The sequence below is a fragment of the Dactylosporangium vinaceum genome, assembly GCF_019904175.1.
In the GTDB taxonomy this organism is placed as follows: domain Bacteria; phylum Actinomycetota; class Actinomycetes; order Mycobacteriales; family Micromonosporaceae; genus Dactylosporangium; species Dactylosporangium vinaceum.
Genome location: NZ_CP061913.1, coordinates 2,155,428 through 2,171,282, shown reverse-complemented (window position 1 = coordinate 2,171,282; position 15,855 = coordinate 2,155,428). Strand labels below are relative to the sequence as shown.

The following is a 15,855-nucleotide window of genomic DNA, read 5'->3' as shown; positions in this document are numbered from 1 at the left end:
CACAATACGAACTCCCGGCGTGGCCGGGAGCGGTCGTACCCGCGAGGGGCGCGGCTCTCACAGGACGAAGGCGTCGGTCCAGAGTTGACGCGATCGCCCCGACAGCGCGTCGAGCAGCCCGGACGCCTGCCCGTCGGTGAGCGCGGCGACGAAGTCGACGATCGCCCGCCCGCGCGCCATGGCCGGCACGTCCATGCGGTCCAGGCCGTAGTCGGCCGGGGACAGCTCGACCGTCTCCGCCTCGGCCAGCTCCACCAGGTCGTAGAGGCGGCGGGGCAGCCGCGCCTCCTCCCCCGGGTCGGTGAGCCACGCGTGCAGCGCCTCGACCAGGCTGGCCAGCAGCCGGGCCTGGCCGCGCTGGTGCAGGGCCAGGTCGGGGCGCTCGAGCACGAACCGGTGGTGGATGAACTTCAGGACCTGGACCTCGTGCCACTGGGCCGAGGCGAGCAGGACGTGCCCGGAGCGGACCGGCGGGTCGGGGCGCACGTGGACGGCGTCGATGAGGCGGCGGGTCCAGCGGGCCGAGAACCGGGCGACGGCCTGCTCGGCGTCGATGGAGCCGTCGAACGGGGCGGCCAGGAGCCCGTCGGCCAGCTCGGTCCGCACGTGGGCGACGGCGGCGGCGAAGGCGTCGTCGTCGTAGATCCAGCTGTCCTTCGCGACGAGCGTCCGGCGCAGGAGCTCCACGGAGCGGCCCGGCCGGCGCCCCGTCGCCCGCAGCTGGGTGTCGCCGAGGTTGCGCAGGGCGTCGAAGTCGCGCAGCCAGGCGATGAGCTCGGTCGCGACCGAGCCCTGCTGCAGGACGCCGACGCGGTGGAAGTCCTCGAGGTCGTGGATGGCGTAGGCGATGTCGTCGGCGGTGTCCATGACCGACGCCTCGGCGGTCTGCTGCCAGTCGGCGAGGCGGCCGGCGAACGGGGCGCGGGCCTGGCGGACGTCGGCGAGCTCGGTCACGTAGGCGCCGAACTTGCCCGAGCCGACCGCCGGGTCACCGCCGGCGCCGCGGGGCGTGGGGTGCATGTGCATCGGATGCGGGTCCGGGTACGTCCGCCGCGTCCACGGATACTTCAGCAGCGCCGCCCGCACCGCCGCGGTGAGATCGAGCCCGATCGTCGCCCCGCGGATCTGGGTGCTGGTGACGATCCGGTACGACTGCGCGTTGCCCTCGAACCCGTCCGGCAGCCCGAGCCGCTCCCGCGCGAGCCGGTCGAGCACGTGCTCGCCGAGGTGCCCGAACGGCGGGTGCCCGAGGTCGTGGGCGAGCGCGGCCGCCTCGACGACGTCGGGGTCGCACCCGCCCAGCTTGTCCAGCAGCGTCCGCGACTCCGGCGAGGAGCCGAGCTGCTCGACGATCCCCCGGGCGACGGAGGCCACCTTCAGGCTGTGCGTGAGCCGGTTGTGCACGAGGAGCCCCGAGCCGCCGGGGCTGATCACCTGCGTGACCCCGGCCAGCCGCGCGAAGAACGGCGAGGCGACGATCCGGTCCCGGTCGGCCCGGAAGGGGCTGCCGGCGATGTCGCCGGGCGAGCCGCCGAAGAGTCGTTGCGCGCGCGGATCGTTCATGGGGTCAGTTCTACCAAAACCGAAGATCAAGGCCGCTTCTGTACCTCGATCACGAACCCCGACGCCGCCTGCGCCGCCATGGGGTGGTGGATCAGCAGGAGGTCAAGCACCTTCAAGGGCGACAAAACCCAGGTCAGTGGCAGGATGGCCCGATAGAGCCGCCGGCTGCCGAACGACAGCAGCATGGCCAGCCACTCCTGCAGCACCCACAGCATCCCCGACGTCGGCCCGGCCCCGACCTTGACCGACAGCACGTCGAACGCGCCGAACTGCTCGCGCAGCCCGACCTCGGTGTACCGCTGGAAGTCGTACGGCGAGGCGTGGAACGGCTGCATGAACGGCACGAAGACAAGCATCCGCCCGCCGGGGCGCAGGACGCGGTGCATCTCGGCGATGTGGGCGGCCGGGTCGGGGACGTGCTCGAGCACGGCGATGCTGACCCCGCCGGCCAGGCTCCCGTCGGCCAGCGGCAGCCGGCGCAGGTCGGTGACGATGTCGACGTTGCCGTACGACCCGCCGTCCATGCAGATCACCCGCTCGTCGCGGCGGTGCGTGCCGCAGCCGAAGTCGGCGACGAGGTCCCGGTCGAGGTCGAAGCTGCGCAGGAACGGCATGACGAGCCCGGGGCGGTCCTGGACCGGGGAGAGCACCTTGATGGCGGCCGGATACAGCCGGTGGAACCGGGTCTTGACGAGCTCCTTGACCCGGTTGAGCGCGTCGGCCTTGAGCTCGGACTCGCCGAAGCCCCCGAAGTCCAGCGTGGCGCCGTGCCGGGTGCCCACCGGGCCACAGACGACGCAGACCAGGTCGAAGCTCAATGAGCCGCGGCAGCGAGGGCACGCGAGCACCGAGGCCAGGCGGTCCTGTCGGGTGTCCAGAAGCGTGCTCATCAACCCCTCATCTCATAGACGGCGATCCGGCCCGCGCGATACCGGAACTGCGCGTAGTCCTGGATCCAGGTCGAGGGCAGCAGCAGGTAACCCTCGTCGACCATCAGCCACTTGACGTGGTACTTGTCCCGCAGGAGACCGACTGTCGAAGCCGTCGGGTGGTAGAACGCGGCGTCGTTGTCGGCGAGCTTCTGCGGGTCCCAGTACGGCGCGAAGATTGCGTTGACACCCGCCCGGGCCGCCTCCTCGTGGGCCCGGTTGGTGAAGCCCCAGCCCTCGACCAGGAAGCGCCGCTCGCTGTAGGCGGAGAACCAGAAGTGCCGGTTGTCGCAGCCGGTCAGCGCGTAGGGGTCGCCGACGCAGTGGGCGTTGGTGGCGACGAGGTCGTCCGGGTCCGAATGATCGCGCAGCCACCGCCCGGCCTCCTGCGTGCCGGGCGTGACGAACGTCGCGATCTGCACGACGCCCCGCCAGCCGCCGAGGTAGGAGGCGCGGGTCATGAGGTATACGTGCTGCAGCGCGGTGATCATGCACGCGCCGGCGAGCATCGCGCAGACGAGCGTGCGCCAGACCGGTGCGCGGTGCCGGTGGATCCAGTAGCCGGCGGCACCGAGCAGGCCGTAGGCGAGCAGGTAGGGCCAGATGAGGGCCCCGGTGGTCACGGCCAGGCTGCCGGTGTTCTGCAGCTTCGGCGTGTGCATCGAGCCGATCTTGTGCACGACCAGCAGGACCGCCGCGCCGGCGCCCGTCGCGAGCGACACCTGCCGCAGCATCGGCCGGTCGGGAAGCCCGCGCGGGGTCAGCAGGACCAGGCCGACCACTGACGCGAGGGACAGGTAGGGCCGGGCGGAGACCATGAACCAGCCCTCGGCCCCGGCCTCGTGCCCGAAGACCATGAGCGCGCCGACGCCGGACAGCCCGATGCCGAACATCGCGATCACCGGGTCGGCGGCGATGCCGAGGTCGCGGCGCACCCGCCGGGCGTGCTGGATGGTCGGGGCGAGGCGGCCGAGCCCGAGCAGCCCGGGCCAGATGCAGGCCCAGCACAGGACCGTGAGCAGGGTGACGACGAGCAGCCGCCACAGCGGGTGCGGGTACTCCGGCGCGGCGAACTTCAGCGTGTACGGCGCGCCGGAGATCTGCGCGAAGTGCAGCGGGTCGATGGCCATGCCCTGCGAGGCGCCGCCGAAGAGCACGAACTGCGCGAACAGCAGCCCCAGGAGCGTGACCCCGGCGGCGTAGAGCGCGCCCGGGTGCACCCGGCGGCGGGTGATCAGCCGGACGGCGACGACGAGCAGCAGCCCGGCCAGCAGCATCGGCAGGAACGTCGCCTTGGCCCCGGTCACCGCCGCGATCAGCACCGTGACAAGCAGCCACCGCGCCCTGGTGTGCCCGGCGAGGGCCTCGATGAGGGCGAGCGCCAGCCCGGCGAACAGCAGCGCCCCGAACGTCTGGGTCGGGCTCGTCCACAGCTGGGCCCGCAGTGACGAGCCGTCCTCGAACGCGTTGGTGCCGAACGCGGAGAACCAGCCCTCCAGGGGCCAGTGGTAGGGCATCGGGGTCAGCACGAAGAACGTGATGACGGCGGCCGCCGCGCCCGCCCACCAGACCCCGGTGAGCCGCCGCCCGATGACGCCCAGGAGCGCGACCAGGCCGAACAGCATCGGCATCGGGCCCAGGCGGACCAGCAGGACGTGCGGCTCGATGCCGGTGACCCAGGAGGTGGCGGCCATCTCGGCGTAGACGAACCAGTGGTACAGGACCGGCTGGTCGGACAGCCACGGGGAGAGCAGCGGCATGTGGTGCTTGGCGTCGCCGATGAGCGCGAGGTGGAACGGCGAGTCGGCGTCGGGGCTGAGCATCCCCGGCTCGCGCAGGTCGTGCGTGCGGAAGAAGCGCACGCAGCTCCAGTAGAAGACGACGGCCGCCGTCGCGGACAGGGTGAGCGACCACCACAGGGGCGTGCGGTCCCGGGCGTCGGAGCTGAACCGCCAAAACCTTCTCAGCGGGGGTACCGCGAGAAAGGCGCCGATGACCGCGACCGGCCAGACGAGCACCAGGAGCGGCAGCCCGATCGCCCGGGCCGGAATGTAGGCGAGCACCTCCCCGGCGTAGCCGAGCGCGAGCCCGGCGCCGAGGTCCTCGACGATCCAGCCCGAGCGGCCCCGCACCGCACGCCAGATCAGGGTGCCGGGCGCGACGATGCCGCCCAGGAGGTACAGGAGGAAGATCGCGGTCGTCGGGAACGGGACCCCGTAGAACTCCAGGCCCACGGCGACCAGGCCGGTGAGGGCGGCCGGCGGGACCCACGCGGGGATGCGCCACCCGGTGCGGGATGCGGCGGGAGCCACCGGGGTCCGCCGCTCGACAGTTGTTGTCACCGGCGCTCCGCTTCTCCCCAGGTCCTTGGTCGCAAGGTATGCAACGCGCGACCGGGGGGCGAGGGAGTGGGCGAAAACCACTCGAAAGGCTATTTTCGGCGCTGCATCAGGGCGTCGAGGCCGTCGAGGAAGCGCTCGATGCCGAACTCGAAGTCGTCGTCGGGGCGGGCGCTGGAGGTCTCCAGGACCCGGGACTCGATCAGCTCGCCGATCGCCGGGAAGCGCACCGGGTCGACGAGCGTGTACAGCAGCCGCCCGTACTCGGACATCGCCTGCTCGGTGGTGCCGCCGGCGGCGTGGGCGGCGGCGTCGATGTCGGCGGTGAGCAGCGCCCAGTTCCGGGCCATGCCGCTGACCATCATGATCGTGGAGAGCCGCTCGTCGTGGCGCAGGTTCGTCTCGCGCATGACGGCCAGGCCGTGGTTCATCCAGCCGATCTGGTGCGGGGTGATCGGCGGGGTGCTGATCGGGACGCGCACCACCCAGGACTGGCGGCGCAGCAGGGCGAGGTAGCTGTAGGCGAACCCGCGCAGCCCCTCGCGCCAGCCGAGGCTCGGGTCGGTCTCGGGGGCGGGGCCGATGGCGGCGTCGACCATGAGATCGAGCAGCTCGTTCTTGGCCGACACGTACCGGTACAGCGACATGGTGGCCGCGCCCAGCTCGCCGGCGACGCGGGCCATCGACACCGCGCCGAGCCCCTCGGTCGCGGCCACCTTCACCCCGGCGGCGACGATCCGGTCCAGGGTCAGCCCCGGCCGCGGCCCCTTGCCCGGCCGCTCCTTCAGCCCCCAGGCCGCCGCGAGGACCTTCGGTATGCCGTTTTCGTGCGCGCTCATTGACTGGACATTCTACTTCTGCGTATAACGTACGCATGACGAGTACGACATACGCAGAAGAGCGTACGCCATACGCGATCGAGGTGGCGGGGCTGCGCAAGTCCTACGGGAAGCTCGACGTGCTGACCGGCGTGGATCTGAAGGTGCCTGCCGGCACGGTGTTCTGCCTGCTCGGGCCCAACGGCGCCGGGAAGACCACGACGGTGCGCATCCTCACCACGCTCGTCCGCCCGGACGGCGGCACGGCCCGGGTGGCCGGGCACGACGTCGTGCGGGAGCGGTCGGCGGTGCGCCGGGCGATAAGCCTCACGGGGCAGTACGCGGCCGTCGACGAGCTGCAGACCGGGGCCGAGAACCTGCGGATGATGGGCCGGCTGGCCGGGCTGTCCCGCCGCGCCGCCCGGCGCCGGGCCGAGGAGCTCCTGGAGCGCTTCGAGCTGACCGCGGCCGCGCACCGGCGGGCCGGGCACTACTCGGGCGGCATGCGGCGCCGCCTCGACCTGGCCGCCGGCCTGACCGCGTCGGCCCCGGTGATCTTCCTCGACGAGCCGACCACCGGCCTGGACCTCACCAGCCGCCAGGCCATGTGGGACGTCGTCGACGGGCTCGTCGCGGCGGGCCGGACGGTGTTCCTGACGACGCAGTACCTGGAGGAGGCCGACCGGCTCGCGGCCCGCATCGCCGTCGTCGACCACGGCCGCGTGGTCGCCGAGGGCAGCCCGGCCGAGCTCAAGAGCCGCTTCGGCGACCAGCGCCTGGACCTCCACCTGGCCGACCGCCCGTCGTTCGACGCCGCCGCGGCCCGGCTCGGCGCCCGGGTCGTCCAGCGCGACGAGGCCGCGCTGACCCTGGGCGTGACCACCGACGGCAGCGCCGCCCACGTGCGCTCAGTGCTCGACGAGATCGACCCGGCGGGCTCGGGCGTCCGCCGGTTCTCCCTGCACAGCGCCACGCTCGACGACGTCTTCCTCTCCCTCACCACATCGACCCCCGGAGCAGAAAGGATCGAAGCCGGTGTCTAGCACCGCTCTGACCCAGTGGACGGTCCTCAGCGGCCGCGCACTGCGCCTCGGCCGGCGCAACGTCGAGGCCCTGATCATGTCGATCGCCCTGCCGGTCATGCTCATGATCGTCTTCGTGTACCTGTTCGGCGGGGCCATCCAGACCGGCACCGAGTACGTCACCTACGTCGTGCCCGGCGTGATGCTCCTGTGCGTGTCGTTCGGCTCGGCGATGACCGCGGTCTCCGTCGCCAACGACCTCAAGGAGGGCATCGTCGACCGCCTCCGCACCCTCGACGTCGGCGGCGCCGCGGTCATCTCCGGCCACGTCTTCGCGAGCCTGGCCCGCAACGTCGTCTCCAGCGCGCTCGTCCTGGGCGTCGCGTTCGCCCTCGGCTTCCGCCCGCACGCCCACGCCGGCCAGTGGCTGGCCGCCGTCGGCATCCTGGTGCTGACGATCGCCGCCGTCTCCTGGCTGTCCGCGTGCATGGGCCTGCTCGCCGGCACCCCGGAGGCGGCCAGCGGCTACACGTTCAGCATCACGTTCCTGCCCTACGCGAGCAGCGCCTTCGTCCCGATCGACACGATGCCCTCCTGGCTGCGCGGCTTCGCCGGCAACCAGCCGGTCACCCCGATCACGGAGAGCCTGCGCGGCCTCCTCCTGGACCAGCCGGTCGGCACCGCCCCGTGGCGCGCCGTCGCATGGTGCGCCGGCATCATGCTCGTCTCGATCCTCGCGGCAGCCCTGCTGTTCCGCACCAAGACGCGCGCCTAGCCCACCCGCGCCGGTCCGAAAAGTCGGGCACTGCGTGCGCGACTTTTCGGACTTATCGCCTGACCGGTCATATATGTGCAATGTCCGATCACTTGTGTCGGACATTTCAGAAACGCCACGTAAGACCGAATCGTCCGGATAACGTGCCCCAATGCGAAGCGTGCTTGCGATCGTGATGCTCGCCGGGCTGCTGAATCCGGCCACTCCCCCGGCCGGCAACGACCGGGCGGAGGCCGGGGCGAACGGCCACGCGCAGGCCGGGGCGCACGACCGGGCCGAGGCGGCGGCCGCGACGCCGGGGCCGCAGTACACGGTCAAGGGCATCGACGTCTCCAGCCACGACCACAGCGCGTCGAGCACGATCGACTGGGCCGGCCAGGCCGCGCAGGGGGTCCAGTTCGCCTACGTCAAGGCAACCGAGACGAACAACTACATCAACCCGTACTTCGCCCGCGACCTCGCCGACGCGAAGCGGGCCGGGCTCCTCGCCGGCGCGTACACGTGGGCCCGGCCGGACCACGCCGACCCGGTCGGCGACGCGAACATCTTCATCGACAACGCGGCCTGGGTGAACGACTCCAAGACCCTTGTCCCGTTCGTCGACCTCGAGTGGCCCTACTTCCGCAACATCGGCCCGTGCTACGACCTCGACCAGACGGCGATGCGCGCCTGGATCCAGGCGTTCCTCGACCAGATCCAGGTGCGCATCGGCCGCAAGGCCATGATCTACACGGCGGCGACCTGGTGGAACCAGTGCGTCGGCAGCACCACCCAGTTCTCGTCGTACCCCCTCGACATCGCGAGCTGGAGCGGCACCACCCCGAAACTGCCGGGCGGCTGGTCGAAGTGGACGCTCTGGCAGTACACCGGCGGCGACAACACCCAGCCCGGCAACTACGACAAGGACGTGTTCAACGGCTCCCTCGATCAGCTGCGCCGCCTGGCCGGCATCGACCCGCCCGAGCCGCTGATCGCCCAGCCGGCCGCGGTCCCGCACGCGCCGACCGCACAGATGCAGGTCTACACGGACGCGGGCCACGGCCTCTCGCAGCGGTACTGGTCCCCCGGCTACGGCTGGTCGAGCTGGAGCAACTTCGGCGGTGGGATCGCCGGCACCCCGCACGTGCTGCAGAACCCGACCGCGAAGACCATCGAGGTGTACGCGCGCACCCGCGACGGCCACCTGGCGCAGAAGTACTGGCAGGCGGGCCGCTGGTCGGACTGGACCGACCTGGGCGGGGACATCGCCGGGGACCCGGTCGTGTTCTACAGCCCCCGCTACGGCTCGACCGAGATCTACGCCCGCGGCTCCAACGGCCACCTGATGCAGCGCTTCTACTCCGGTGGCTGGTCGGCCTGGAACGACCTCGGCGGCGACCTCGTGGGCGACCCGGCCGAGATCGTCTACAACCCCGTCTACCGGACCACCGAGATTTACGCCCGCTCGTCGTCGGGCCGCCTGGTCCAGAAGTACTTCGCGGCCGGCTGGTCGGGCTGGAACGACCTCGGCGGCGACCTGCGCGGCGATCCGGCGGCGTTCCGCAGCCCCCTGTACGGCACCACGGAGATCTACGCCCGCTCGTCCGCGGGCCGCCTGGTCCAGAAGTACTACTCGGGGACGCAGTGGTCGAACTGGAACAGCCTGGGCGGCTCGCTCTCCGGGGACCCGGCGATCTTCTACAACCCGCAGTACCGCTCGACCGAGATCTATGCGGTGGGCGGGGGCGACCTGCAGTACACCCTCGTGATGCCCGGCGGCGGCTGGACGCCCTGGGTCGGCATCGGCGGCGCCCTGGACACCGACCCAGTGGTCGTGCTGAACCCGTGGACGGCCAACACGGAGATCTACGCCGTGTCGAACGGCAACCTGGTCACCCAGCTGTGGCTGAAGGGCCTCGGCGTCTGGTCCGGCTGGTCGAACCTCATGCAATGAGCGGCGCTACGGAAGGTTGGCGATGAGGTCGGTCAGCTCGCGGCGGCGGCCGGTGTAGAACGGGACCTCCTCGCGGACGTGGCGGCGGGCCCGGGAGGCGCGCAGCTCACGCATGAGGTCGACGATGCGGTGCAGCTCGTCGGCCTCGAACGCCAGGATCCACTCGTAGTCGCCGAGGGCGAAGCTGGCCACCGTGTTCGCCCGCACGTCGGGGAAGCCGCGGGCCTGGCGCCCGTGCTCGGCGAGCATCGCGCGGCGCTCCTCGTCGGGCAGGAGGTACCACTCATAGGAACGGACGAACGGATAGACGCAGACCCACTCCTTGGCGTGCTCGTCGGCGAGGAACGCCGGGATGTGGCTCTTGTTGAACTCGGCCGGCCGGTGCAGCGCCATCTGCGACCACACCGGGGCCAGGCGCTGCCCGAGTCCGGTGCGGCGGAAGCCGGAGTACGCCTCCTGGAGCGCCTCGGCGCTCGCCGCGTGCCACCAGATCATCACGTCGGCGTCGGCCCGCAGCCCCGCGACATCGTAGGTCCCGCGCACCGTCACGTCCTTGGCCGCGAGGTCGGCGAAGAAGGCCGCGACCTCGGCCGCGTCCCGCTCACCGGCCCCGAACGGCGCCTCGAGCCGGAACACCGACCACATGGTGTAGCGGATGGTGTCGTTGATCTCCTTGATGCGGGCGGCGTTCGTGCTCGTCATGCTGCTCATTCTCCCAATCTGGCCAGGACCGCCGCGGCGGCCGTCCGCCCGGACGTGATGCAGGCGGGGATGCCGACGCCGTCGTAGGCCGCGCCCGCGACCGCGATCGGCGCCGTGTCCTGCAGGCTTTCCCTGAGTGCTCGGATGCGGGCCTGGTGGCCGGGGGCGTACTGGGGCAGGGCGCCGCCCCAGCGGTACACCCCGAAGGCGAGCTCTTCCGGAAGCGCGTCGACGCCGATGAGCCGGGCGACCTCGGTGCGGACCCGGTCCTTCAGCTCCTCGTCGGTGCGCTGGAGCTGCTCCTCGTCCCCGTGCCGGCCGATGGAGGCGCGCAGGATCGTGGTGTCCGGCCGGCGCAGGTGGGCCCATTTGCGGTCGAAGAAGGTGACCGCCTTGATGGTGAGCCCCTCCGTCGCCGGGACCAGGAAGCCCGAGAGGTCGGGCAGCTTGGTGCTCGGCAGCACGAGGGCGACAAGGGCAATGCTGGCGTACTCCAGGTCGATGGCCCGCTGCAGCAGCCGCGCGGCGGGCGCGGCCGGGACGGCCAGGATCACGGCGTCGGCGTCGAGTGTCCGCGGGTCCCGCGTGGGGCCGGTCGTGAGCCGCCAGCCGCCGTTGTGCTGCTCGAGCTCGCGGACCGTCGTGTTGGTGCGGACGTCGGGCAGGGTGGCGGTGATGGCGTCGACGAACCGGCTCATGCCGCCGTCGATGGCCCCGAAGATCGGCGCGCCCGGCTCCCGCCCGGCGCTCGAGGCGGTGGCCTCGGCGAGGGCGGCGCTCAGCGTGGTGTGGTGCTCGGCCGCCTTGGCCAGGGCCGGGAGCGCCATGCGGACCGAGAGGCGATCGGCGCGGCCCGCGTACACCCCGCCGAGGAGCGGCTCGACGAAGTGGTCGACGACCTCGTCCCCGCGCCGCGGCCTGATCAGCTCGCCGACGCTGACGTCGCGATCCGTCCCGAGGATGGGTGTCGCCGCGGCCTCCTCGGCGCCCTGGAGCGGTATGCCCATCAGGGTGCCGGTCGGCAGGTCCTGCAGGACCCCGTTGATGGCCACGGCCGCCCTGGCCCCGGTCGGGTGCACGACGGCGTCGCCGAGCCCGACCTCCCGGGCCAGCTCGATCGCCGCGCTCGGCCCCCCGACCAGGAACGACTCGGCTCCGCGCTCCACGGGGCGCCCGGCCAGCTCGCCCGTCGACAGCTTGCCGCCGGGCCGGTCCCGCTGGTCGAGCAGCACGACGTCCAGGTCCGGCCGCAGCGTGTGCAGCCGATGCGCCGCGGCCAGCCCGGCGATCCCTCCACCGACGACCACGACCCGTTTGTTCATACGTGGAGTCTATTGTCGCGGGATGGGCGATGAACGGGTGGCAGTGGTCACGGGCGCGGCTCACGGCATCGGCCGCCGCACCGCGGAGCTCCTGGCCGAGGAGGGCTACCGGCTGGCCGTCATCGACCGCGAGCCGGTACCCGACTTCTTCTCCTTCCAGGGCGACGTCTCCGACGACGCGGACGTCGACCGCTTCGTGGCCGCCGTCGAATCCCGCTACGGCCGCGCCGACGTCCTGGTCAACAACGCCGGCATAGCCTCGATCGCGCCGGCCGAGGAGACCACCGCCGCCGAGTGGCGCCGCGTCCTCGACGTCAACCTGACCGGCCCGTTCCTGCTCAGCCAGGCGTTCGGCCGCCGCATGCTGGTCCGCGGCACGGGCTCGATCGTCAACATCGCCTCGGTGGCCGGCCTCCTGGGCGTGGCCGACCGGGTCGCGTACAACGCCAGCAAGCACGGGCTGATCGGCCTGACCCGGACCCTGGCCGTGGAGTGGGGCGGCCGCGGCGTCCGCGTCAACGCGGTCTGCCCGGGCTGGGTGAAGACCGAGATGGACGACGCGTCCCAGTCGAGCGGCGCCTACGTGGACACCGATATCACCGACCACGTCCCGATGGCCCGATTCGCCCAGCCGGACGACATCGCGCGGGCTGTCGCGTTCCTGGCCGACCCGGCGAAGAGCGGCTTCATCAACGGCACGACCCTCTCCGTTGACGGTGGCTGGGCCGCCGACGGCTCCTGGCAGTCCCTGCGCCTCAACACCCGGGCCCGCTGACGCGGGCGACCGTCACCCGGTCGATATGTCAGCGAGTAGGGTGATCGTCCGCCGACCTTGTCCATCTGAGGGGCGAACCCCTCTGGAAGATCCGAGCCAAGGCGCGCACACTCTCGGGGATGAGCGACCTCGCGTCCTCCCGCCCCGCGCCCGAAGAGCCGCCGGACCCGATTCCCGGCGGCCCGACCGACGTGTCCGGCCTGTTCCCGAGAGCCGCGGACCTCTTCGTCCCCGCCGCCCGGGAACCCTCGGATCCGAAGCCGTCCCCGGAGTCCGAGCTGGACCGCCTGGACCGCCTGGACGAGCTGGACGAGCTGGCGCTGAGCCCACTGGCCGAGGTCATCGCCGACCTGGCCGACCTGCGCACCCCGGAGCCGGATCAGGCCGCGGCGCCGCCCCGCTTCGCCCCCGACCAGACGAGGCCGGCCGCGAACGAGGTAGGCCCGCTCCGCAACGACATCCCCCACTTCGCCGGCTCCAGCGGCTTCGGAAACCCCAACGCCGATATGACGGGATTCGTCACGCAATACGGCGATCTCACGGGCTACACGATCCCGGACGCCCGCACACCCTCCGACGCGCCTTCCCCAGCCGCCTCCAACACGACGTGGCCGCAGTCCCCAGCCGAGGCCGCCACCCCTTCCGAGGGTCCCGACAGTGCCGACGGCACCCGCCCCGGCGCCACTGCGGAGACACCGTGGCCCGCCGAGGGCACCCACACCGACGGCAGCCGCCCGCCCGAGCGCCCCTGGACGACAACGCCCTCCGACGGCCCTGCTCAGGAGTTCCCCTGGCCGGCCGCACCCCACGAGGCCGGCTGGCCCGACGAGTCCTGGCCGGGCGCCGGCTCCTGGACAGCGGCCGACGACGAGGCCGCCCTGGGCCACTCCGGGAACTCCGGTTTTTCGGACGATTCGCCCATTTCCGATTTTCCCGCACATATCGCCCATCCAGCGCCGCTCGACGCGCCGGTCGACGACGTGGAGCCGACCGCCCGCAGCATCGCCGCGCTGCTCAACTCCCCCACGACCACCCCGGCCGAGCTGGCCGAGGCGGTCGCCTGGTGCTACGACGACGCCGCGCTCCCCCTGCTGCTCCCCTTGGCCCGCCACCCCGACCCGTCAGTACGCCGGGCCGTCGCGCAGGCCCTCCCCAGCGTCCTCGGCGAGTCCGTCCCCGACGACACGGTCCACGCCCTGATCCGCCTGAGCGCCGACCCCGACGACGACGTGCGCGACTGGGCCTGCTTCGCCCTCGGCACCCAACTGTCCGAAGTGGACACCAGGACCATCCGCGACGCGCTCGTGGCGCGGCTGGAGGACCCGCACGACGACACGCGGTGCGAGGCGCTGCTGGGCCTGGCCCGCCGCCGCGACACCCGCGTGCTGCCGGTGCTCCACGAGCGCCTGGCCCGCGACAACGTCTTCTCGCTGGAGATCGACGCCGCCGGCGCCCTGGGCCACGCGTCGCTGCACACCCTGGTCCGTGGCCACCTGTCGGGCTGGGACGACGACGTGGTGGCCCGGGTCTGCGCGGCCCTGCGCCTGACCGACCCCGACGGCGTCGGCGACGACCTGATCGACGGGCTGGCGGACTGGTTCCGGGCGGGCGCTCCGCACGCTTCGGACGAGGAGCGCTACTGGTGGTCGGTCACCCTGCAGCTGCTGGAGCACGCCGAGTATCGCGCCCCCGAGATCGCCGAGCTCGTCCACTACCGCCTGCAGTCGGTCGAGCCGGCCACGCACCTGATGCTCGGATCGCGCCTGTCCCAGCTGGCCGGCGACCACGGCTGGCCCCGCTGGCGGCCCGAGTCCTGACCGCTCCGGCAGCCGACCGGCGACCACGGCTGGCGACCTGACTCATGACCGGCGATCACCCCATCACCCGGCCAACGCGAGGCCATGAACGGCTGAACGGTGCGACCCGGGTTGCCGGCGCGCTGCTTCTCCACAACCTAGCACGCCGGACCTAACGGATCATCGACGAAAACACGTACCGTCAACCGCGCACCACTAAGCGTTGCGGATCAGCTCGACGAGTCGGGTCAGGACGTCCGGGTCCGTCTCCGGCAGCACCCCGTGCCCCAGGTTGAAGATGTGGCCCGGCGCCTTCTTGCCCTCGGCGATGACGCGCCGCGCCTCGGCGGCCACCACCGGCCACGGGGCCGTCAGGACACACGGGTCCAGGTTTCCCTGCAGCACCTTCCCCGGCACCCGCGAAGCGGCGACGTCGAGCGGCGTGCGCCAGTCGACGCCCACCACGTCCGCGCCCGCCTCGGCCATTGCCGGCAACAGCTCGCCGGTACCCACGCCGAAATGGATTTTGGGGACCGAGAGTCCGTCGAGGACGGCCTTGGAGTGGGGGAGCACGAAGCGCCTGTAATCGGCCTCCGACAGGGAGCCGGCCCAGGAGTCGAAGAGCTGGACGGCGTCGACACCGGCGGCGATCTGGACTTCCAGGAAGGTCCGGGTGATGGCGGCCAGGCGGGCGCAGAGGGCGTTCCACACGTCCGGCGCCCCGTACATGAGGGCCTTCGTCTTCGCGTGGTGCCGCGACGGGCCGCCCTCGACCAGGTAGCTGGCCAGCGTGAACGGGGCGCCCGCGAACCCGATGAGTGCGGTCTCGGTCTGCCCCAGCTCGGCCAGCAGCAGGCGGATGGCGGTGTCGACGAACGCGACGTCGGTCGGGTCGAGCGGGCGGATCGCGGTGACGTCGTCCATGGTGCGGACCGGGCTGGCGACGACGGGGCCGGTGCCGGCGACGATGTCCAGGTCGATGCCGGCGGCCTGCAGCGGTACCACGATGTCGCTGAACAGGATCGCGGCGTCGACCTGGTGCCGGCGCACCGGCTGCAGGGTGATCTCGCAGACGAGGTCGGGCCGGCGGCAGGACTCCAGCATGCCCACGTCCGCGCGCAGTGCGCGGTATTCGGGCAGTGAGCGGCCCGCCTGGCGCATGAACCAGACGGGTGGGCGGGGCACGACCTCGCCGCGTACGGCGCGCAACAGAAGCTTCATGGTGCCGTCCATCGTTTCACTGTGCGTGTCCGGGCGGCGCGGCGGCACCCCCTGCGCACGTTTCGGTCTTAGTCTTCCGTTATGGCGCCATCGACCGCGACTCCCCCCACGTTCACCCGGGCGGTGGAGGAGCTGCGCGCCGCGACCACCCGGCCGGAGATCACGCTGGAGGAGGTCCCGGCACCGCAGCGGCTGGCCCCGTACGCCCACGCGATCGGCGGCACCGTGCTGCGCCACGGCGAGGAGGTGGCGACCGGGCGGCTGATCCTGCTGCACGACCCGGCCGGCCATGACGCGTGGGACGGCACGATGCGGCTGGTGACGTACGTGACAGCCGAGCTCGAGGCCGACATGGCCACGGATCCGCTGCTGCCCGGCGTCGGCTGGAGCTGGCTGGTGGACGCGCTCGAGGGGCACAGCGCGGCGTACACGGCGATCGGTGGCACCGTCACGCAGACGATGTCGACCCGGTTCGGGGATCTCGCGGGGCCGCCGGCCGCGGCCGACCTGGAGATCCGCGCCTCGTGGACGCCGACGACGGAGGACATGCAGGCCCACGTGCACGCGTGGTGCGCGCTGCTGGCCTCGACGGCCGGCCTGCCACCACCGGGCGTCACCGCACTCCACTCATGAAATGCGTACTCATGAAAAGGCGCCCCC

At 72.1% G+C, this 15,855-nt stretch carries 13 protein-coding genes; 6 read left to right on the top strand and 7 right to left on the bottom strand.

All coding sequences use genetic code 11. The annotated features are described in order from the left end of the window. Positions 1-57: 57 nt before the first annotated feature. The 4 genes from Dvina_RS09395 to Dvina_RS09380 all read right to left on the bottom strand — a co-directional run bounded on the left by Dvina_RS09395 (position 58) and on the right by Dvina_RS09380 (position 5,670). On the bottom strand, positions 58-1,563 hold the full coding sequence (locus Dvina_RS09395) for a deoxyguanosinetriphosphate triphosphohydrolase family protein (RefSeq protein WP_223102026.1): 1,506 nt from the start codon (positions 1,561-1,563) through the stop codon (positions 58-60). A 26-nt stretch (positions 1,564-1,589) separates the two neighbouring features. Further along, entirely contained in the window at positions 1,590-2,453 is an 864-nt protein-coding gene (locus Dvina_RS09390) for a class I SAM-dependent methyltransferase (protein WP_223102025.1), read from the bottom strand. Further along, complete coding sequence (locus tag Dvina_RS09385; protein WP_223102024.1) at positions 2,453-4,834, bottom strand: hypothetical protein; 2,382 nt, start codon at positions 4,832-4,834, stop codon at positions 2,453-2,455. The genes Dvina_RS09390 and Dvina_RS09385 overlap by 1 nt, the downstream gene beginning before the upstream one ends. Positions 4,835-4,923: 89 nt before the next feature. Beyond that, the gene (locus Dvina_RS09380) at positions 4,924-5,670 is read right to left on the bottom strand and encodes a TetR/AcrR family transcriptional regulator (RefSeq protein ID WP_223102023.1); all 747 of its coding nucleotides are present in this window, start codon (positions 5,668-5,670) and stop codon (positions 4,924-4,926) included. 35 nt (positions 5,671-5,705) lie between these two features. Between Dvina_RS09380 and Dvina_RS09375 the strand changes: the two genes are divergently transcribed. The 3 genes from Dvina_RS09375 (at position 5,706) to Dvina_RS09365 (ending at position 9,379) form a co-directional block, all read left to right on the top strand. Further along, positions 5,706-6,692, top strand: coding sequence for an ATP-binding cassette domain-containing protein (locus Dvina_RS09375; protein WP_223102022.1), 987 nt, complete (start codon positions 5,706-5,708; stop codon positions 6,690-6,692). Further along, positions 6,685-7,446 (top strand): ABC transporter permease, encoded by a 762-nt coding sequence (locus tag Dvina_RS09370; protein ID WP_223102021.1) that lies wholly within the window; start codon positions 6,685-6,687, stop codon positions 7,444-7,446. The genes Dvina_RS09375 and Dvina_RS09370 overlap by 8 nt, the downstream gene beginning before the upstream one ends. Positions 7,447-7,597: 151 nt before the next feature. Continuing rightward, entirely contained in the window at positions 7,598-9,379 is a 1,782-nt protein-coding gene (locus Dvina_RS09365) for a GH25 family lysozyme (protein ID WP_223102020.1), read from the top strand. A gap of 6 nt (positions 9,380-9,385) precedes the next feature. Here the strand turns inward: Dvina_RS09365 and hemQ are convergent, their stop codons facing one another. Together hemQ and hemG are read right to left on the bottom strand one after the other, a co-directional pair. After that, the gene (hemQ, locus tag Dvina_RS09360) at positions 9,386-10,081 is read right to left on the bottom strand and encodes a hydrogen peroxide-dependent heme synthase (RefSeq protein ID WP_223102019.1); all 696 of its coding nucleotides are present in this window, start codon (positions 10,079-10,081) and stop codon (positions 9,386-9,388) included. Positions 10,082-10,086: 5 nt separating this feature from the next. Next, a complete protein-coding gene (hemG, locus tag Dvina_RS09355; protein WP_223102018.1) occupies positions 10,087-11,403 on the bottom strand; it encodes a protoporphyrinogen oxidase in 1,317 nt (438 codons plus the stop codon). Between the two features lie 22 nt (positions 11,404-11,425). Between hemG and Dvina_RS09350 the strand changes: the two genes are divergently transcribed. Together Dvina_RS09350 and Dvina_RS09345 are read left to right on the top strand one after the other, a co-directional pair. Further along, on the top strand, positions 11,426-12,178 hold the full coding sequence (locus Dvina_RS09350; protein WP_223102017.1) for an SDR family NAD(P)-dependent oxidoreductase: 753 nt from the start codon (positions 11,426-11,428) through the stop codon (positions 12,176-12,178). Positions 12,179-12,297: 119 nt separating this feature from the next. Continuing rightward, positions 12,298-13,995, top strand: coding sequence for a HEAT repeat domain-containing protein (locus Dvina_RS09345; protein ID WP_223102016.1), 1,698 nt, complete (start codon positions 12,298-12,300; stop codon positions 13,993-13,995). 195 nt (positions 13,996-14,190) lie between these two features. Here Dvina_RS09345 and hemE read toward each other — a convergent pair whose 3' ends face one another. Then, positions 14,191-15,207 carry a uroporphyrinogen decarboxylase gene (hemE, locus tag Dvina_RS09340; RefSeq protein ID WP_223102015.1) on the bottom strand — a complete coding sequence of 339 codons (1,017 nt, stop codon included), beginning with the start codon at positions 15,205-15,207 and terminating at the stop codon, positions 14,191-14,193. A gap of 69 nt (positions 15,208-15,276) precedes the next feature. Between hemE and Dvina_RS09335 the strand changes: the two genes are divergently transcribed. Further along, positions 15,277-15,828: a DUF3000 domain-containing protein gene (locus Dvina_RS09335; protein WP_223102014.1), complete on the top strand. Its 552-nt coding sequence runs from the start codon at positions 15,277-15,279 to the stop codon at positions 15,826-15,828. Positions 15,829-15,855: the final 27 nt, after the last annotated feature.

Bases quoted from the DNA above. Each gene is read 5' to 3' on its own strand.
- Dvina_RS09395 (WP_223102026.1), bottom strand. From the start codon at position 1,563: ATGAACGATCCGCGCGCGCAACGACTCTTCGGCGGCTCGCCCGGCGAC.
- Dvina_RS09390 (WP_223102025.1), bottom strand. From the start codon at position 2,453: ATGAGCACGCTTCTGGACACCCGACAGGACCGCCTGGCCTCGGTGCTC.
- Dvina_RS09380 (WP_223102023.1), bottom strand. From the start codon at position 5,670: ATGAGCGCGCACGAAAACGGCATACCGAAGGTCCTCGCGGCGGCCTGG.
- Dvina_RS09375 (WP_223102022.1), top strand. From the start codon at position 5,706: ATGACGAGTACGACATACGCAGAAGAGCGTACGCCATACGCGATCGAG.
- Dvina_RS09365 (WP_223102020.1), top strand. From the start codon at position 7,598: ATGCGAAGCGTGCTTGCGATCGTGATGCTCGCCGGGCTGCTGAATCCG.
- hemQ (WP_223102019.1), bottom strand. From the start codon at position 10,081: ATGACGAGCACGAACGCCGCCCGCATCAAGGAGATCAACGACACCATC.
- hemG (WP_223102018.1), bottom strand. From the start codon at position 11,403: ATGAACAAACGGGTCGTGGTCGTCGGTGGAGGGATCGCCGGGCTGGCC.
- Dvina_RS09350 (WP_223102017.1), top strand. From the start codon at position 11,426: ATGGGCGATGAACGGGTGGCAGTGGTCACGGGCGCGGCTCACGGCATC.
- Dvina_RS09345 (WP_223102016.1), top strand. From the start codon at position 12,298: ATGAGCGACCTCGCGTCCTCCCGCCCCGCGCCCGAAGAGCCGCCGGAC.
- hemE (WP_223102015.1), bottom strand. From the start codon at position 15,207: ATGGACGGCACCATGAAGCTTCTGTTGCGCGCCGTACGCGGCGAGGTC.
- Dvina_RS09335 (WP_223102014.1), top strand. From the start codon at position 15,277: ATGGCGCCATCGACCGCGACTCCCCCCACGTTCACCCGGGCGGTGGAG.